15 protein-coding genes and 1 tRNA gene are annotated in these 17,064 nt (G+C 55.2%); 2 read left to right on the top strand and 14 right to left on the bottom strand.

Translation table 11 applies throughout. From position 1 onward, the window contains the following. Positions 1 to 167 precede the first annotated feature (167 nt). From FHS72_RS13935 to FHS72_RS13915, 5 genes are all read right to left on the bottom strand, one after another. A tRNA-Gln gene (locus tag FHS72_RS13935) sits at positions 168 to 242 on the bottom strand. A 62-nt stretch (positions 243 to 304) separates the two neighbouring features. Continuing rightward, a complete protein-coding gene (locus FHS72_RS13930; RefSeq protein WP_183530177.1) occupies positions 305 to 1,597 on the bottom strand; it encodes a mechanosensitive ion channel family protein in 1,293 nt (430 codons plus the stop codon). Between the two features lie 76 nt (positions 1,598 to 1,673). Further along, positions 1,674 to 3,284 (bottom strand): KpsE/RkpR family capsule polysaccharide export protein, encoded by a 1,611-nt coding sequence (locus FHS72_RS13925; RefSeq protein ID WP_183530175.1) that lies wholly within the window; start codon positions 3,282 to 3,284, stop codon positions 1,674 to 1,676. Next, on the bottom strand, positions 3,262 to 3,921 hold the full coding sequence (locus FHS72_RS13920; protein ID WP_183530173.1) for an ABC transporter ATP-binding protein: 660 nt from the start codon (positions 3,919 to 3,921) through the stop codon (positions 3,262 to 3,264). The genes FHS72_RS13925 and FHS72_RS13920 overlap by 23 nt, the downstream gene beginning before the upstream one ends. Before the next feature lie 157 nt (positions 3,922 to 4,078). After that, positions 4,079 to 4,699, bottom strand: coding sequence for a uracil-DNA glycosylase family protein (locus FHS72_RS13915; protein WP_183530171.1), 621 nt, complete (start codon positions 4,697 to 4,699; stop codon positions 4,079 to 4,081). A gap of 78 nt (positions 4,700 to 4,777) precedes the next feature. Between FHS72_RS13915 and FHS72_RS13910 the strand changes: the two genes are divergently transcribed. Beyond that, positions 4,778 to 5,554, top strand: a complete 777-nt coding sequence (locus FHS72_RS13910) for an SseB family protein (protein ID WP_183530169.1) — start codon at positions 4,778 to 4,780, stop codon at positions 5,552 to 5,554. Between the two features lie 27 nt (positions 5,555 to 5,581). Here the strand turns inward: FHS72_RS13910 and FHS72_RS13905 are convergent, their stop codons facing one another. The 8 genes from FHS72_RS13905 to FHS72_RS13870 form a co-directional block, all read right to left on the bottom strand. Beyond that, positions 5,582 to 6,514, bottom strand: coding sequence for a 2-hydroxyacid dehydrogenase (locus tag FHS72_RS13905; protein WP_183530167.1), 933 nt, complete (start codon positions 6,512 to 6,514; stop codon positions 5,582 to 5,584). Further along, complete coding sequence (gene rodA / locus FHS72_RS13900; protein WP_183530165.1) at positions 6,514 to 7,653, bottom strand: rod shape-determining protein RodA; 1,140 nt, start codon at positions 7,651 to 7,653, stop codon at positions 6,514 to 6,516. The genes FHS72_RS13905 and rodA overlap by 1 nt, the downstream gene beginning before the upstream one ends. Beyond that, positions 7,650 to 9,596, bottom strand: coding sequence for a penicillin-binding protein 2 (mrdA, locus tag FHS72_RS13895; protein ID WP_183530162.1), 1,947 nt, complete (start codon positions 9,594 to 9,596; stop codon positions 7,650 to 7,652). The genes rodA and mrdA overlap by 4 nt, the downstream gene beginning before the upstream one ends. Then, positions 9,593 to 10,132, bottom strand: coding sequence for a rod shape-determining protein MreD (locus FHS72_RS13890; protein ID WP_183530160.1), 540 nt, complete (start codon positions 10,130 to 10,132; stop codon positions 9,593 to 9,595). Before FHS72_RS13890 ends, mrdA begins: the two co-directional genes overlap by 4 nt. Continuing rightward, positions 10,125 to 11,036 carry a rod shape-determining protein MreC gene (gene mreC, locus FHS72_RS13885; protein WP_183530158.1) on the bottom strand — a complete coding sequence of 304 codons (912 nt, stop codon included), beginning with the start codon at positions 11,034 to 11,036 and terminating at the stop codon, positions 10,125 to 10,127. The genes FHS72_RS13890 and mreC overlap by 8 nt, the downstream gene beginning before the upstream one ends. Positions 11,037 to 11,088: 52 nt before the next feature. Then, positions 11,089 to 12,126, bottom strand: a complete 1,038-nt coding sequence (locus FHS72_RS13880; RefSeq protein WP_183530156.1) for a rod shape-determining protein — start codon at positions 12,124 to 12,126, stop codon at positions 11,089 to 11,091. 399 nt (positions 12,127 to 12,525) lie between these two features. Further along, positions 12,526 to 14,088 (bottom strand): 2-isopropylmalate synthase, encoded by a 1,563-nt coding sequence (locus FHS72_RS13875; RefSeq protein WP_183530154.1) that lies wholly within the window; start codon positions 14,086 to 14,088, stop codon positions 12,526 to 12,528. A gap of 14 nt (positions 14,089 to 14,102) precedes the next feature. Then, complete coding sequence (locus tag FHS72_RS13870) at positions 14,103 to 14,459, bottom strand: cupin domain-containing protein (RefSeq protein WP_183530152.1); 357 nt, start codon at positions 14,457 to 14,459, stop codon at positions 14,103 to 14,105. 427 nt (positions 14,460 to 14,886) lie between these two features. On the opposite strand from FHS72_RS13870, the gene FHS72_RS13865 reads away from it, so the two are divergent. Further along, entirely contained in the window at positions 14,887 to 15,402 is a 516-nt protein-coding gene (locus FHS72_RS13865; RefSeq protein WP_183530150.1) for a redoxin domain-containing protein, read from the top strand. Between the two features lie 57 nt (positions 15,403 to 15,459). Here FHS72_RS13865 and FHS72_RS13860 read toward each other — a convergent pair whose 3' ends face one another. After that, on the bottom strand, positions 15,460 to 16,920 hold the full coding sequence (locus tag FHS72_RS13860) for a 2-isopropylmalate synthase (RefSeq protein WP_183530148.1): 1,461 nt from the start codon (positions 16,918 to 16,920) through the stop codon (positions 15,460 to 15,462). Positions 16,921 to 17,064 lie beyond the last annotated feature (144 nt).

Genomic DNA, 17,064 nt, shown 5'->3' with positions numbered 1-17,064 from the left:
AAGCTCAACACTGACCCGCTGGACACGCCGTCTGGCGGGTTTTTTTTGCCGCAAGCACGGACAGTAGGATTCGGAACGCTAATGCACCACAAAACTGTAACACACAGATGCTACACGTGTAACACGGCGATCAGCGTAACTCTTTGATAATAAAGGGATTTTAGTGTTGGCTGGGGTGGTAGGATTCGAACCTACGGTACACGCTACCAAAAAGCGTTGCCTTACCACTTGGCTACACCCCATCAACGAGGTGGTGATTACGACGAACGCGCAGCGGGTTCAAGCCCCTCTGACAGAAAAAATGCTATTCTTTTAATGCGTCGTCGCGCAGCAGATCTTCGCTACTTTCCGCCTCTCTTTCAGCGTTCACAATGCGGTTCAGATCGTTATCGGTGGCAGGGACAACGGATTCGACTTTGGCAGCTTCGTGCAGAACCGACGGGGCAGGGGCGGGCGTCGATTTGCGATCAACTAGAATGACTTGCGAGCTGTCAGTCATCGCAATGTTAGCATGTGATAGGGCGAGTTGGACCTGTCGGATCGCCTCGCCTTTGGCCAACGCAGGAGACGTCTCGTTCTGGTTAACCCAACCCGTAATCACAAGGCTGACACCTGACGGCTCAAACGTATCGATCCAGGTCACCGCAGCCGGATGGTCCAAAACAAACGGAAGATTTTGCACGGTGCTTTCAACCAATTTGCGCACGTCGCGCAGGTCTGCGTCGCGGTCGATCAGCATGGTGAACTTGAACCGCCGTTCGATGTGCTGGCTATAATTGATGATCCGGCTCTTAAAGACCGTGGCGTTGGGGATGCGGATGTGGTTGCCGTCAAACGACAAAAGGATGGTCGCGCGGCTCGTCAATCGAATCACTTTGCCTTCGTCGCCGTTAATTTCAACGGTATCATTTGGCCGAAATGGTTGCCTGATAGATAGCATCACCGACGCGATAAAGTTTTCAACGGTGTCACGCACCGCAAACCCAAGCGCCAGACCAATGATCCCAGCAGCCCCCAGAATCGTGGATAACAAGGCCGTCGCGTTGAGAATATCCAAGGCAATAACCAAGGCCCCGATCATAAACGTGATGCGTACAATTTGACGGTAAAGCTCTGCAATAAACAGATTTGGTGCGAGACGTTCCCAAGGTTGACGGGCGCGGGCGATCCGCAAACCAAGCCAGACAATCACCGCACCAGCCAGCGCGGCGATCATGGCGAGCGGCAGGAAAATCACAAATTGCTCAACGCGCGACTTAAAACGCGCAATCGCGGGGTCCAACCGTCGGGCGATATCCGTGGTTTCCGTGACCGTGTTCTTCACCGCGACCACACCTTCGACGCGGTTGGCAAGATCAGCAAGACCCGTTGCCTCTAGCGTCGATGTAGCCGTCCCGCGAAAGGTCACAATGCCCTTGGATACGCTGACCGTGACGTCATCATAATTGCCCAACTCGGACAAAATATCGCGAATTCGAATCGCAATATCGGCATCTTGTTGACCGCTATTGACCGTCGTGATGACGCCGCCGCTATCTTGGGCGTGAACGGGACCTGCAATCAGCAGGATCAGACAGAGGAAATTCAAAATGCGCATGTGACTATCGGCTTAGGATTAATACGATTTCATCCTAAGCCGACTGTCATGCAGAGGCCAAGTGCTAGCCTGCCTTTTAAGTCGAAACTTGTTCCCGCAGGATCGACGCCGTCAGTGAAATCATCAGGTAAATCCCTGCAAAGATCAAAAATGCCAATACGGTGTTTTCAAACGCGCGTGGATAGGTTGCCTCGTCGGGGGCCACGGGTTCAACACCCAATGACAGATAACGGACCTGACGGTTTGCCTCGATCTGCGCGGCCTCAAGTTGCGCCAACGCGGCTTGCACCTGCAGGACTTGAAACGCGTAATCTTCCTCTGCCAGACGCAACAAAGTTGTGTTTTTAGCAAGCGAACCACCGGTCGAACTGGTCGTGCTGATCTGGCTTCGCAGATCGTTAATTAGAACCGTGATATTCGAAATCTGACTGTTGAGGGAATCCACTTGCGCTTGGTTCGGGCGACGCACCTCAAGCCGTTCCTGTAACGACAATTCAAGCTGCTGACGTTGCTGTTCCAGCGCCGAAATCTGTGCAGTCAGCGCCCCAATCGTACCGGGGATGTCAATAATGTCGGTGTCTTCTTGGATCGCGAGCAGATTATTCAATGCCTCTTGGCGTTGATTGTCCGCGTTATCATAGTTTTGCCGCGCACCTTCCATCGCGGCGTCGCGCGGACGCTGCGTGAGTTGGTCGATCTGCTCTTCGGCGTATCCAATCAACGCTTCGGAATAGAGTTGGCTGGTCTCGGGGTCCGCTGCGATGACTTCCATGCGCAGGATACCTTCGGTCGGATCGTAGCTGACTTTCACCTTATCCGTGTAGACGCCAAACGCGGCTTCATTGGTGGCGTCCGGCGCAAGTCGTTGAATTTGGTCGATATTGTCGGCGCTGAAATGCGCCTTAAACCCGTGATCTTCGCTTAACCGCAACATCGCAGCACGCGATGCAAGGTAGGATTGCACCGCGATACTATCCTGCTGCGTGGCGAGCGACGTACCTTGGAACAATCCACCCAATCCACCCGCAGCCGAACTCGCCTCGGCCTGCTGGATAACAAATTCAGAGTTGGTCGCATACATTGGCGTGGCCATTGCGTAAAAATACCAGCCCACGAGAATGGTCGGCAAAAACACAAATGTCGAAAGGCGGGTGAGCAATAGCGCAAATTTGCGGCGTCTGCGTTTGGCAAGATCGCGCTGAATCTGCATGATTTCACCCGCACGGCGATCAGCAGGCGTGGCCATTTCCGTGGAGGGTAGATTTTGACCATGCTGAACCGTCTGCGGCAGTTGAATTTGGCCAATCGGTTTTTTGCCAGACTGGTTATCCGCCACAGGTTTCGCACCTTCTGGCGTCACCAATTCTAAGATTGTGTTGCGCTGAAACGGATCAACACCCATCGTGCGCAACTGCCGGACGGCGTCAAAATCAGACGTGACAGCAAGCCCGTTTTTCTGTGCAACGCGCCTTGCCATGCGCAACTGGCGACCCGTTAACCCTTCTTTGCGGATGTCATCCAGCGACACCTCGGCAGACACTTGGGGCTGGGGCGCCGCATTGGCGTCACCCGCAGGCGCGCGCGCCGCAGGTTTATCTGCCGGAACCGGCGTTGCGGGCGTTTCTGATTTGGCGGCGCCACCATCCTGACGGATGCGGAACTTTCTAGCCTTGGGTTTCGTAGTCATACAGCTGTTTCGCTTCTTCCAAGGTGTCAAACATTTCAAAACGACCATCGCGCAGCACGGCGGCAGAACGAGCGAATCGTTCTAGCGTAGCTGCTTGGTGTGAAACGATGATCACGGTCGTACTTTCTAGTCGTTCGCGCAAAATCTCACCGGCTTTCCGGTTAAATTCCACGTCGGTCGTCTGCGGCATACCCTCATCAATCAGGTACATGTCGAAATCAAGCGCAAGCATCAGCGAAAACGTGAATCGCGACCGCATCCCCTGACTATACGTGCCAATCGGCAGGTCGAAATATTCCTTGATATCGCAAAGCCAACGACAAAAAGCTTCAACATAATCAGGGTCTAAACCGTATAGCCGCGCAATATAGCGGCTGTTTTCTTTGGCGGTATGTTTGCCGACCACGCCGCCCATAAACCCAAGCGGGAACGAGATTTTGCAACCGCGATGAATTTGTCCTTCATCCGGTTTTTCAAGGCCCGCCATCATGTTGATTAACGTCGTTTTGCCGGTGCCGTTCGGGGCGAGGATGCCCAGAGAATTTCCTAATTCCACGCGAAAAGACGCCCTATCAAGGATCACTTTGCGTTGCGTTCCGGTCCAGAACGACTTGGAAACATTTGTAAATTCTAACATCTGCCTGCGTCGTTTCCCATTGTGGGTTCCGCCATTGTTGACGAAATAGGTTAACATCCCCCTTTGAGGTGCAGCCTTTTTTAAACTATGAAGCGATCTTCCCATGAAATATAGGGGAAATTATGGCACGAGGCGACCAGAAGCGCCTTCGTTCACATTAATTTTCGCGATATTCCGCCAATAATCGGGCCACGCTTTCACGTAGCGCAGGCAGCACCTCTGCTTCGAAAATCGGATTTTTCCGCAACCAGCCGCCATTCCGCCATGACGGATGCGGCAGTACGAATGTTCCGTTCGGGTAACTGCGCCAATCGGCAATCACCTGCGATAGCGGGCCTTTCAGCCCCAGATGTCGTTCAATCGCGTATTTCCCGATGATGATCCGCAACCGTGGCGGGCCGATATGCGCCAAAACATCGTCATGCCATGTGTCCCAACAAATCGGCGGCGGCGGCAGGTCATTGCCCTTTGTATCATAGCCCGGAAAGCAAAATGCAGTTGGCACGAACGACACAAAACGGCGGTCATAAAACGTATCGCGATCCAACCCCAGCCAGTCGCGCAACCGATCACCAGAGCGATCATCAAACGGCACCCCAGACTGCTGGACACGCATCCCCGGCGCTTGCCCCGCAATCAAAATCGGGGTGCCATGCGCGAACCACACGACTGGCCGCGGGCGATGCGCCGTTTTCGTCGCCGCGAACCGCGCAGCACATATCCGACAGCGCGAAACCTCCGCGCATATATCCCCCAAATCTGATCCATTAGCCGCCATATCATCAACCTATGGTCCATGACTTGCCGCAGCAACCACATCAGGCTACCTGAGACAAAAGACGACGAAGGACGCCACATGACTGACCTCGACACCGCCCACGCCGCTATGGATGCTGCCCCCGATGATGACGCACAGCGGTTACGATTCTATGAACGGCTCGCGGATACCGAGGTTTTTCTGTTGCTCGCGTCAGAACCGGATGGTGATCAGATCACGCCCGAGATTTTCGACATCGCCGATGGTCGCTTTGCGCTGATCTTTGATCGCGAAGAACGGCTTGCGGAATTTGTCGGGCGCACTGTGCCTTACGCCGCCATTCCGGGGCGCGGTTTGGTCGGGATGCTCGCAGGGCAGGGGGTGGGGCTTGGGTTGAACCTTCAGGTCGCACCGTCTGAGATGTTGATCCCGTCAGAGGCCGTCGATTGGCTGGTCTCGACCTTGGAAAACACCCCGCAAGAAGCCGAAGCCCGCCTGACCGAAGTTAACGCCCCCCGCGGCCTGCCCGAAGCTGTGATTACAGGGCTTGACCGCAAACTCGCCATCGCTGCAGGCCTCGCGCGGTTCGCCTATCTTGCGGCGGCGGTCTATGATGACGGGTCGCGCGGCCATGTTTTGGCCTTCGTGGACGCGGTGCCGGGCGCTGAATCGTCGCTTGCCAAAGCGGCGGGCGAAGCCCTGACATTCTCGGGGATCGAGGCGGGCGCAATCGACGTGCTGTTCGTCCGCGCATCAGATCAACTCGCGGGACATCTCGCTAAAGTTGGCCTGCGCTTTGACCTGCCGGAACCCGAAACGCCGCACACACCGGGCGCACCCGGCATGGACCCGAATAAACCACCACGGTTGCGTTAACCCCGATTTTTCGCGAAAAATCGTCGCCTAGTAGCCAGTGTTGCGATCCACAAGATGCAACATCGCCTCGCCGCGTTCTGACCGCGCGATATTCGCGGCGATCTCTATAGCTGCGGTTTTTGGCCGTGTTTCGGCTGCAATATGCGGGGTCACGGTGACGCTAGGGTGCGCCCAAAACGGATGCTCCGCTGGCAGCGGCTCAACCCGAAACACATCCAATGTCGCATGGGCAACTTGACCGCTATCGAGCGCTGCGAGCAACGCATCATCATCAATCAACGGACCGCGTCCGGGGTTCACGACAAACGCTCCTTTCGCCAATAACGCCAAAGACTTAGTATTCAGTGCATTCTCTGTCGCAGCCGTATCCGGCAACAGCAGCACAACAATCTCGGCACCGCGCAAGGCATCATCCATACCCGCATCACCAGACAGGCACTGGGCACCATCAATCGCCTTTCGCGATCTGCTCCACCCCGTCACATCAAAGCCCAAACCAGTCAGCGCGGTGGCACAAGCAGCCCCCAACGCGCCAAGCCCCAGCACGGTCACTTTGCGATCTTCCGCAAGCGGCGGCACCACCGGCGTCCACGTCCCGTCTTGGTTCAAAATCTGACGATCCATGCCCAAATGATGACGCAGCACATGCCCCGTCACCCATTCCACCATCCCGCGTGTCAAACCGGGGTTCACCATCCGCGTCAGCGGTTGGGTCAAGGTCTCGTTTACGATGATGCTCTCAACACCGGCCCACAGGCTCAGCACCGCTTTGGCCCGCGTGAACGGTGTAAAATCAGTCAGTCCGTCGTGCGGGGCAAAGATGATGTAATCCACATCCTCTGGCGCATGGTCTCGCTGCAAATTCACATCCAAACCAGCCTTCGCAAAGGCTGCGGGCAGGTGGGCTTCGTAATCAGGCCAGAGACCATCGCGGGCGGCAAAAAGGACGTTCAAAACCATCAGCGCGGCTTATGTACATGGGCGCTTTGGACCATGCCAAACGCGATTAACAAAACGATCATCGCTGATCCTCCATAACTGACAAGCGGTAAGGGGACGCCGACAACTGGCGCGAGACCTGTAACCATGGCCATATTTACGGCAAAGAACAAAAAGAACGTCATCGACACACCTAGCGTAAGCAACGCAGCAAAGCGGTCCTTGTTTGTGATCGCGGATGCGACGCAGAAAAATACGATCAACACGTAAAGCACCAGCAACGACGTCGCCCCGACAAAGCCGAATTCCTCGGCCAATGTCGTAAAGATAAAGTCGGTGTGTTTTTCCGGCAAAAAGTTCAATCGGCTCTGTGTGCCTTGCATAAATCCACGACCCGTCCAGCCGCCCGATCCTAATGCGATCTTGGCCTGCGTGATGTGATAACCCGCGCCCAATGGATCGTTCGCAGGGTCCAAAAACGTATCAATGCGGCGATATTGGTAGTCCTTCAGGATCTGCCATGGCGTGCCTTTCGACTCGATCACGGCGACAATGGTGCCGATGCCTGCGGCCAGCACAGTCGCGAAATAGGCCCAATGCACCCCCGCCACAAACATCACCGTAGCTCCGCCCATAATCAGCAGCAGCGATGTGCCCAAATCCGGTTGGTTCAAAACAAAATACGTCGGTAACAGGATGAAAAATACGGGCAGTATCACCCAGAATGGCCGCGATGTTTTGCTCGTCGGCAACCAGTCGTAATAGGCGGCTAGAAACATCACCAGCGTGATTTTCATCAACTCCGAGGGCTGCAAATCCATCGGCCCCAGATCAAGCCAACGCTGCGACCCGTTCCGCTCAACGCCCACCAATTCCACGGCGAGAAGCAACAGCACAGACACGCCATACGCGAGGCCCGCCATGTTGCGCCAAAACCAAATCGGCACCATCGCAACGATCAACATCAGCACCATACCAAGGCCAAACCGCTTGATCTGCGGTTCCATCCAAGGTGTGGCCGAGCCGCCAGCGACGGAAAACAGCATGATGAAACCAGCACAAGAAACCGCCGTCAGCAGCAGGATCACCGGCCAGTTCAGGTAAAGCAATTTGCGCAGACCGGTGGGGACATACTTGGCGTTATACTCAAGATAACTCATGCACGATCGCCCTTGGCGCGTGGCGTAATCGAGGCCAGCTTTTCAGAAATCCGCTCCTGTTGATCGGCAATCCGACCGCGCACATTCGACGGATACGCGGTCAGCGGCGGGGTGCCACCATACAGCGCTTGCAACGTAATATCACGGCCAATCGGGGCTGCGGCGGTCGAGCCGCCACCGCCATGTTCCACAACAACAGCCACCGCAAAACGCGGGTTCTCTACAGGGGCAAAGTTCACGAATAAAGCATGATCGCGCCGTTCCCACGGCAAATCAGCGTTGCTCGTCACACCACGCGCACGTTCGTCAGCCGTAATCCGACGCACCTGCGACGTGCCCGTTTTACCAGCCATTTGATATTCCGGCGTGACAATCCGCGCTCGATATGCGGTGCCGCGCGAATGGTTCATGACAGCGCCCATCGAGGCCCTGATCCGGCGCAACAAGTTCTCGTTCACACCCAGCGGCGCCCCCGAACCGGACGCCGTTTCCACGCCGTCAATCGCACGGATCAAGCGCGGCTCAATCGCGCGTCCCGTCGCCAAACGAGCCGTCATAATCGCCAGTTGCAGCGGTGATGACAGCACATAACCCTGTCCAATCGACGCGTTCACGGTATCGCCAATCCGCCAATCTTCGCCGCGCACGCGGGCTTTCCATTCCTTATCAGGCGCAAGGCCCGCAACCACAGCTGAGACCGGCAAATCATGCTTAATGCCAAGCCCAAAACGCCGCGCCATTTCGGCCATTTTATCAATGCCGACACGTTGCGAAATCTCGTAGTAATAACAGTCGCAGGATTGCTTCAGGCTTTCGTGCAGGTTGATATTCCCGTGGCCGCCACGTTTCCAGCAGTGGAACCGCGTGCCGTAAACATCTGTATATCCTGGACAATAGACGGTTTCATCAACGCCAATGACACCTTCTTCTAATGCGGCGAGGGCCGTGACCATCTTGAATGTCGATCCGGGGGGATACGCACCCTGCACAGCTTTTGCAGCCAGCGGACGGTATTTGTTTTCGTTCAGATCGGTCCAGTCTTTCACCGAAATACCGCGCACAAACAGGTTCGGATCAAACGTCGGGGCAGAGGCAATCGCCCGCAAATCCCCGTCTTCCAGATCAATCACAACCGCACCAGCACTTTCGCCATCAAGGCGGGCCTGCACGTAGCTTTGCAGATCGGCATCAATCGTCAGTTGCACGTCCTGACCGGACACACCTTGCTGCCGATCAAGTTCGCGCATCACGCGCCCAATCGCATTCACTTCGATGCGTTTGGTGCCAGCAGAACCACGCAGCGTGTGCTCCATTTTGTTCTCAACACCGGTTTTGCCGATCTGGAATTTCGGAATTTGCAAAAGCGGGTCTTGGTCGTCAATTTTGCTAAGATCATAGTCACTGACCGGACCAACATAACCCGTCACGTGGCCCAACTCGGCCCCCCACGGATACACGCGACTTAGCCCCACTTCGGCGGTGATACCGGGCAGGGCGGGGGCGTTAATGTTGATCTTCGCCATGTCTTCCCACGACAAGCGATCCGCAATCGTGACCTGCACAAATGGCGAGCGTTTAAAGATGTCTTCTTTCGCCTTCGCAATCGTGTCCTCGGGGATATCAACGATAGTTAGCAATTTGGCTAACACTTCATCAACGTCACCCGCATCCTCGCGCACCATCACAACGCGGTAGTTTTGTTCGTTATCCGCGATGGCCTTGCCGTTGCGATCAAAAACAAGACCACGGGCGGGCGGGATCAGGCGGATGTTGATCCGGTTTTCCTCAGCCAGCAGGCGAAATTGATCGGCTTGCTCGACCTGCATCGACTGCAACCGGATCGCCAGTGCCGCGACAACAGACATCTGCACACCACCCATAAGCATGGCGCGGCGGCTCATTTTACGGGTGGACCGGCCACCATCTTTTGCGGGCTTCTTCATAGGCGATGTCCCAAGCTATCGGTTTGTCCCGGCGCGGGGCGCGTTACACCAAAGATAAAGTGCGCGATCACAACAACAAGCGGGTATATCAGGATTGTCATCATCATTTGGATCAACGTCAAACCCAAAGGCGGCTGCGGCGTCATCACAATCGCGAGTGCAAGACGGTACACAAGCGTAATCATCACGACACCCACAGCAACTGTACCCCATTCCAGCATCAGCGGCATATTCCGCATTTTGCGCGCACGCCCGCGCAGCATTTCCGTCCCGATAATCATTAACCCTGCCCACAGTCCTGGCGGGCGTTGGAACAGGATATCGGCCAGCAGAAACAACGCAGCAATCAAAATCACAGGGGCATAGTCAGGACGACGCACTGCCCACGCAAGCGCGACAGTCAGCATGAAATCAGGTGCGGGCCAGCTGTCGGGTCTTGTATCTAGCGGTAATAATTGCACAAAAATGATCGCAATCATCACCGTCGCAAACACCGCGCGGCCAATCCAGACTTGGGTTGTCGGGGTCTCAGCCATCTGTGGCCTCAGCTGTCGTATCCAAAGTCGGACCAAAAACGGGCGCCGGAATAGGGGCAAGCAACCCACCCGGATCGTTAATAACTTCATGCCCTTGCGCACGCAGAACACGTAGAAATTTCAGCCGCTCATAATCCGCCGACAACCGCACCCGCAGGCGTCCATCGGTACCACGCGCGACCTGTCCGACCTGCAAATCAGGCGGAAAAACACCACCATCGCCGGACGTGACAACCAGATCACCGGGGGCCACAACATCAGCGTCATCCAGAAACTCGATTGGCGGGTTCAGCGTATTATCACCCGCCAAGATCGCACGTTGCCCCGACGGCTGAACCGTCACAGGAATGCGGCTCGATGTATCTGTCAGCAAAATAACGCGGCTGATTTCCTGACCAACGCCCGAAATCCGACCAACCAGCCCGATCCCGTCCATCGTCGCCCAACCATCCAAAATCCCGTCGCGGGCACCGACATTCAGCAGCACAGATTGGCGAAACGGCGACCCTGAATCCGTCATCACCACACCCGTCACATAGGTCAGCTGCGGGTCCAACCGGACGTTATTCAAATCAAGCAGTTTCGCGTTTTCCTGCTGCAACTGTGCGGCGGCCTCTTTCCACGCTTTCATCTGCTGCAATTCGCGACGCAGATCGTTGTTCTGTTCAGCAAGCTGTTGATAGCTTTGGAAATCTTGGAATAGGTTCACAAGGCCCGTGACCGGCGCCAAGGCCCAGTCAAACGACGGCACAACGCGGTCAATGACCGACGCGCGGAACCGCTCTACGCGGGGGCTGTCGATCCGCCAGATCAGGAACAGCCCGAACAATGCCAACACCAACAAGCCGACGAATAGACGGCGCATTGGCGTGACGTAGTCTTCTGAATGTCTATCGCGTGCCACGGGTAAAACTCACTCCGGTCAAAAACTGTGACCGTGCCGGACGTTGGGCAGATCAGCTATCGTAGTCTATGACATGCCGAAGCTGTTTTTCATACTCCAACGCCTTACCAGTGCCCAATGCGACACAATTTAGCGATTCATCTGCGACAGAAATCGCAAGGCCCGTCTGTTCGCGCAACGCAAGGTCGAGTTGACCCAGCAATGCACCACCACCGGTTAGCATCACACCGCGGTCAACAATATCCGCAGCCAAGTCTGGCGGGGTCGCTTCCAGCGCGGTCATCACGGCTTCGCAAATCTGCTGGACTGGTTCGGCCAAGGCTTCGGCGACCTGCGCTTGCGAGATTTCGGTTTCTTTTGGAACACCGTTCAGCAAATCGCGACCACGGATCAGCATCGAAGACCCACGCCCATCGTCCGGCATCCGCGCCGTACCAATAGAAGTTTTAATCCGCTCAGCAGTTGATTCACCGATCAGCAGATTATGCTGACGGCGAAGGTAGTTAATGATCGCTTCGTCCATGCGATCACCACCAACGCGGACGGATCGTGCATAAACGATGTCGCCCAACGACAGCACTGCAACTTCGGTTGTACCGCCACCTATATCAACGACCATGTTACCGGTTGGATCAGTGATCGGCATGCCCGCGCCAATCGCTGCAGCAATCGGTTCAGCAATCAAACCAGCACGTCGGGCACCAGCGGATAGAACCGACTGACGGATCGCGCGCTTTTCAACGGGCGTCGCACCGTGCGGCACACAAACGATGATCTTGGGCTTCGAGAAAGTTGACCGTTTCGCGACTTTACGGATGAAATGTTTGATCATTTCTTCGGCTGTATCAAAGTCGGCAATCACACCGTCACGCATCGGGCGGATCGCCTCAATGGACCCCGGTGTGCGGCCCAACATTAGCTTGGCGTCCTCGCCAACGGCTAAAACTTTTTTCACACCATCTTTCACGTGGTAGGCGACGACCGATGGCTCTGACAGGATTATGCCCTTGCCCTTGACGTACACAAGTGTGTTTGCCGTCCCAAGGTCAATTGCCATGTCAGACGAAAATAAACTGCCCCAAAATGCCATGCCGCTGGCCTTCCCATCGAAAAATGTATGCTGCGCCACGACTCCCCCACGGGTCTGGCTTCATGTCTTATAGGACCACCCGTTGGAGGATGAAACCCCTTGATTACAAGGACTCGGCGCGTTCTCGCTGCTTGGATTATTTCAATCTGGAAGGGGTGAGAATTGTGTAAAACAGGACCTAAATTTACATTTTCGAACATTACCGTGTTTTAGGTGAGGTGTCTGTCGCGATTTACGCCAAACGCGTCTCTCGCGTTGACCAAGCTTGAGGCAATCGGTCTGCATACAAAATGTGTGGGGATTCCGTGTCGCTCAGGGCGACTTTATCCGCGACGAAGCGCGATCATAACGCTGCACGCAGACCCACCAGAACGCTGGCGGGTCTGCACAGTATTTAGCTTAGACACCGACGTCTTTGTAGCTGACGCCTTTAATGTCCTCGCCCGGTGCGGACTTTTCGCGACGGACGATCAGGCGGTTCAACGCGTTGATGTAGGCCTTCGCACTGGCAACAACCGTGTCGGTATCGGCGGACGTCCCCGTGGCGATGCGGCCTTCTTCTTCCATCCGCACAGACACGGTGGCTTGCGCATCGGTGCCTTCGGTCACGGCGTTCACTTGATACAATTGCAGACGAGCAGTGTGTTCAAACAATGCCTTCACAGCGTTAAATGTCGCATCAACAGGACCATCACCCGTCGCTGTGACCTCGTGAATATCGCCGTCAATTTCCAACGCCATCTTCGCTTCTTGCGGCCCATCAGTACCACAAACCACACGCAAAGATTTCAATTTCAGACGGTCCTCAACAGCGTCGTTCTGTTGAATCAAAGCCAGCAAGTCGTCGTCGAACACTTCCTTTTTGCGATCTGCGAGGTCTTTAAACCGCACAAACAAGTCCTTCAGTTCGTTATCAGCAACATCATAGCCCAGCTCAGCCAGCTTTGCGCGCAACGCAGCACGACCTGAATGTTTGCCCAATGGCAACGACGTGCCAGCCAAACCTACATCCTCAGGGCGCATGATCTCGAACGTCTCAGCGTTCTTCAGCATCCCGTCTTGGTGAATGCCGCTTTCGTGGGCAAAGGCATTTTTACCAACAATCGCCTTGTTATACTGAACTGCAAAGCCGGAAACCGTCGCGACGCGGCGCGAGATATGCATGATTTTGCGCGTATCAATCCGCGTTTCATACGGCATGATGTCGCCGCGAATTTTCAGCGCCATGACGACTTCTTCAAGCGCCGTGTTGCCCGCACGTTCGCCCAAGCCGTTGATTGTACATTCAATCTGGCGCGCACCACCTTCAACAGCGGCCAGCGAGTTCGCCGTCGCCATGCCCAAATCGTTGTGGCAATGCGTGGCGAAAATCACGTCATCAGCACCGGGCACCTTGTTGATCAGCATGCGGATCAAATCGGCGCTTTCCACAGGGGCGGTGTAGCCGACCGTATCGGGCACGTTAATCGTCGTGGCACCCGCCTTGATCGCGATTTCAACGGTGCGGCACAGGTAATCTTCTTCGGTGCGGGTGGCATCCATCGGCGACCATTGCACGTTATCGCAGAGGTTCCGCGCGTGTGTGACCGTGTCGTGAATCCGCTCTGCCATTTCGTCCATATTCAGGTTCGGAATGGCGCGGTGCAGCGGCGATGTGCCGATAAATGTATGAATGCGCGGGGATTTCGCGTGTTTGATCGCGTCCCAGCAACGGTCAATGTCTTTGAAATTCGCACGGGCCAAACCGCAAATCGTAGACGTCTTGGCAAGACGCGAAATCTCGGACACCGCGTTGAAATCACCTTCGGACGCAATCGGGAAACCGGCTTCGATAATATCGACGCCCATTTCGTCCAGCAATTCCGCGATTTCCAGTTTTTCGGCGTGCGTCATCGTAGCGCCGGGGGATTGTTCACCGTCACGCAATGTGGTGTCGAAGATCAGAACTTTCTGTTTTGTCATCGGTCTGTTCCTTTTCAAATCTTGTCTTTGGCGGCGGGCGGACGCCCTGAATCGCCGGAATTAGGTTCACCTGCGGGCTCGATCAACAGGACTTGGGCTTCTTGGGCAGCACGCGGGCGGTGTATCTGACCTTTGGGGACGATCACAAGCTCACCAGGACCAAATGTGACGCTATCCGCGTCGTCATAGTCCATGGTGACATGCCCGCTGACGACGAGAAAGAAATCATCAGTGTCGTCGTGTTTGTGAAAGGGGAATTCGCCCTGAAACTTAACCACCATCACGTCGTTTCCGTTATAGGTGGCGACAACCTTGGGGTCCCAATGGGTGTCAAATAGCGCAAGCTTCTGCGCCAAATTTACGGGTATCATTATGTTTTCCTAGCTTTGCGTGTCTTGGCGCTGGTCACCCCTGAGCGGTCGCGCCGGATGGCACGCTCAGAGGCAGCTAAGTAGGAGAACGGCGCAAGCCAAACGCGCAGTCGGCGCGTCAAAAGTGATATGTGCGGTTCTATCCATAAGGCGGACCATACATCAGTCGGAGTTAATGAAAAGTATTTTTTTGAGTTGTTATGGCAAAATGAAGATCGGGGCGGGGCGCGTCCAATATGCCCAGCGAAATTGGCGGAAAAGTTGAAATTTGTTAAGTATCAGGGGTAAACTCGATTGTTTATCAGTTAAAAATGTACGGTTTGTGCAAGTTTGGATGACCAAAGAACACGTTCATTTCCATGTGATCTATGGTTGGGCTTTTCGTCGCTGGTGATATGGTAGCGCTAACCAAAACAAAGGAACCCTGATGACGCACCCTAAACCAGCCGTAGGCATTGCTGTGCCTGAAATGAAATTCGCCAAAGTCGGCGGCGGAGAGCTGACCTTTGGCGGCACCAAAGACCGGTGGTCGCTACTGGTCGTTTATCGCGGCAAACATTGCCCGCGTTGCAAACGTTACCTGAGCAAATTCAACGACATGCTGTCTGACTGGACTGACATCATGGACGTGATGGTTGTATCCGCTGACACCGCCGAGCGGGCGCAATCTGATGTCGCCGAATTTGGCTGGAAGTTTGATGTGGGCTACGGCATGACCGAACCGCAGATGCGCCAACTGGGTCTTTATGTATCTGATCCACTGTCCGAGGCTGAGACAACGACACGCTTCGCCGAGCCTGGCACCTATGCGCTGCGTCCGAATGGCGAGTTGATGCTGGTTGATATCTCGAACGGCCCTGCGTCACGCCCTGATCTGGACGAACTGCTGGATGGCATGCGGTTCAATATCGACAAAGATCGGCCCGTGCGCGGAACTGCTTGACTTTAAACGACCAAAGGGCAGCGATTTCGCTGCCCTTTGTTATTGAATTGTGATGATTTATTCAGCCGCTGGTGCCTCTTCGACAACCGGCTCTTCAACAGCCGGTTCTTCGACCTCTGGTTCTGGTGCCAATGCGCCATCTTCCCATTGACCTGAAATCTCTTGGCCTGAGGCATAGCGCATCGTGCCGACGCCTTGTCTGCGGCCGCTTTCAAACTGGCCTTCGTAGACGTCGCCGTTGGCATAGGTCGCCACACCTTCACCGTTGATTTCGCCCTCGGACCACATGCCCGTATGGGTGAAACCGTCGGGCAGGGTAATTGTCCCGGTCCCGTCGCGTTGGCCGTCAACGAACGTACCTTCGTAGATCGTACCGTCCGCATAAGTCGCTTTGCCGTTGCCGTTGCGCTGCCCTTCGACCCATTCGCCTTCGTAGATATAACCGTCAGGGTAGGTCATTTTACCTGTGCCGTGGTTCTTGGCGTTCAGGAATTCGCCTTCATAAACAAGACCGTTTGCAAATGTCGCAATGCCGCTGCCGTTGATGACGCCTTTTTCCCAGTCGCCTTCGTAGGTTGAACCATCGGCATAGGTGATTTTGCCCACACCGTCTGCCAAGTCAGCGGAAAACGTCCCTGTGTAGACTGAGCCGTCCGGATACGTGACTTCGCCCGCGCCATCGTTTTGGCCATCGACCCAAGTGCCAACGTATTTGTAGCCCTGCGTATCAGTGAACGTCCCCTGACCGCTGCGTACATCATCGACAAAGCCGCCCTCGTAGACATCACCGTTGGCATAGGTCACTTTGCCGTCGCCCTGACGGCGACCCGCGACCAGCGCGCCTTCGTAAACATCGCCATTGGGTTGCTCTAACCGACCGACGCCTTCGATCTGACCGTCGACCCACGCACCTGCGTAAACAAGTCCATCAGTGGTGGTCAGGGTCCCGATCCCGTCGCGTTCGCCAGCTTTCAGATTGCCCTCGTAGACGGCACCATCAGGGTAGGTGACTTTACCTTCGCCTTCTTTGACGCCGTTGATCCACGGGCCCTCGTAAATATAGCCGTTTTCGCTGCGCATTGTACCCGTGCCGTGGTGCTGTCCGTTGCGAAATTCGCCTTCGTAAACAACGCCATTGGCGTAGGTGATGATCCCTTGCCCAGTGATATTGCCGTCGGCCCAGTCGCCTTCGTAAGTGCCGCCATCGACGTAAGTAATCTTGCCGGTGCCCTCGGGTTTGCCGTTTGCAAACGTTCCCTCATAGATTGATCCGTTAGGGAAGGTCGCCGTGCCCGTGCCGCGGATTTCACCGTCGATCCATTCGCCCGTGTATTCATATCCATTGGGTAGCCGATACGTGCCTTGACCATGCTGCTTGCCGTCGCGGAATTCGCCCTCGTAGACACCACCATCGTCGTATTGCTTTGTTTGGGTTTGCGCATGCGTGGCACCCGATAAGGTGACCCCCAAACCAAGTGTAAGTGCGATTGCTGTGCCTTTTGGCCATCCGAACATCATCTAGGTTTCCTGTCTCGTGCTCTTGGTTTTGTCTGAAGTTAACCTAACTTCCCTGAATCGAACAATCATTAATCAGTGTCATGGCAATTGTGAGATCGCTCTGGGGCATCCGTGTGACTTGGATAGCATCTTTCCTTGCGGCGG

This window comes from Yoonia ponticola, assembly GCF_014199395.1.
Lineage (GTDB): Bacteria > Pseudomonadota > Alphaproteobacteria > Rhodobacterales > Rhodobacteraceae > Yoonia > Yoonia ponticola.
This window is presented reverse-complemented; position numbering and strand designations above follow the sequence as displayed.

What these genes read in the sequence shown, in the direction of transcription:
- FHS72_RS13930 (WP_183530177.1), bottom strand. Translation starts at nt 1,597, where the DNA reads ATGCGCATTTTGAATTTCCTCTGTCTGATCCTGCTGATTGCAGGTCCC.
- FHS72_RS13925 (WP_183530175.1), bottom strand. Translation starts at nt 3,284, where the DNA reads ATGACTACGAAACCCAAGGCTAGAAAGTTCCGCATCCGTCAGGATGGT.
- FHS72_RS13920 (WP_183530173.1), bottom strand. Translation starts at nt 3,921, where the DNA reads ATGTTAGAATTTACAAATGTTTCCAAGTCGTTCTGGACCGGAACGCAA.
- FHS72_RS13915 (WP_183530171.1), bottom strand. Translation starts at nt 4,699, where the DNA reads ATGGCGGCTAATGGATCAGATTTGGGGGATATATGCGCGGAGGTTTCG.
- FHS72_RS13910 (WP_183530169.1), top strand. Translation starts at nt 4,778, where the DNA reads ATGACTGACCTCGACACCGCCCACGCCGCTATGGATGCTGCCCCCGAT.
- FHS72_RS13905 (WP_183530167.1), bottom strand. Translation starts at nt 6,514, where the DNA reads ATGGTTTTGAACGTCCTTTTTGCCGCCCGCGATGGTCTCTGGCCTGAT.
- rodA (WP_183530165.1), bottom strand. Translation starts at nt 7,653, where the DNA reads ATGAGTTATCTTGAGTATAACGCCAAGTATGTCCCCACCGGTCTGCGC.
- mrdA (WP_183530162.1), bottom strand. Translation starts at nt 9,596, where the DNA reads ATGAAGAAGCCCGCAAAAGATGGTGGCCGGTCCACCCGTAAAATGAGC.
- FHS72_RS13890 (WP_183530160.1), bottom strand. Translation starts at nt 10,132, where the DNA reads ATGGCTGAGACCCCGACAACCCAAGTCTGGATTGGCCGCGCGGTGTTT.
- FHS72_RS13880 (WP_183530156.1), bottom strand. Translation starts at nt 12,126, where the DNA reads ATGGCATTTTGGGGCAGTTTATTTTCGTCTGACATGGCAATTGACCTT.
- FHS72_RS13875 (WP_183530154.1), bottom strand. Translation starts at nt 14,088, where the DNA reads ATGACAAAACAGAAAGTTCTGATCTTCGACACCACATTGCGTGACGGT.
- FHS72_RS13870 (WP_183530152.1), bottom strand. Translation starts at nt 14,459, where the DNA reads ATGATACCCGTAAATTTGGCGCAGAAGCTTGCGCTATTTGACACCCAT.
- FHS72_RS13865 (WP_183530150.1), top strand. Translation starts at nt 14,887, where the DNA reads ATGACGCACCCTAAACCAGCCGTAGGCATTGCTGTGCCTGAAATGAAA.
- FHS72_RS13860 (WP_183530148.1), bottom strand. Translation starts at nt 16,920, where the DNA reads ATGATGTTCGGATGGCCAAAAGGCACAGCAATCGCACTTACACTTGGT.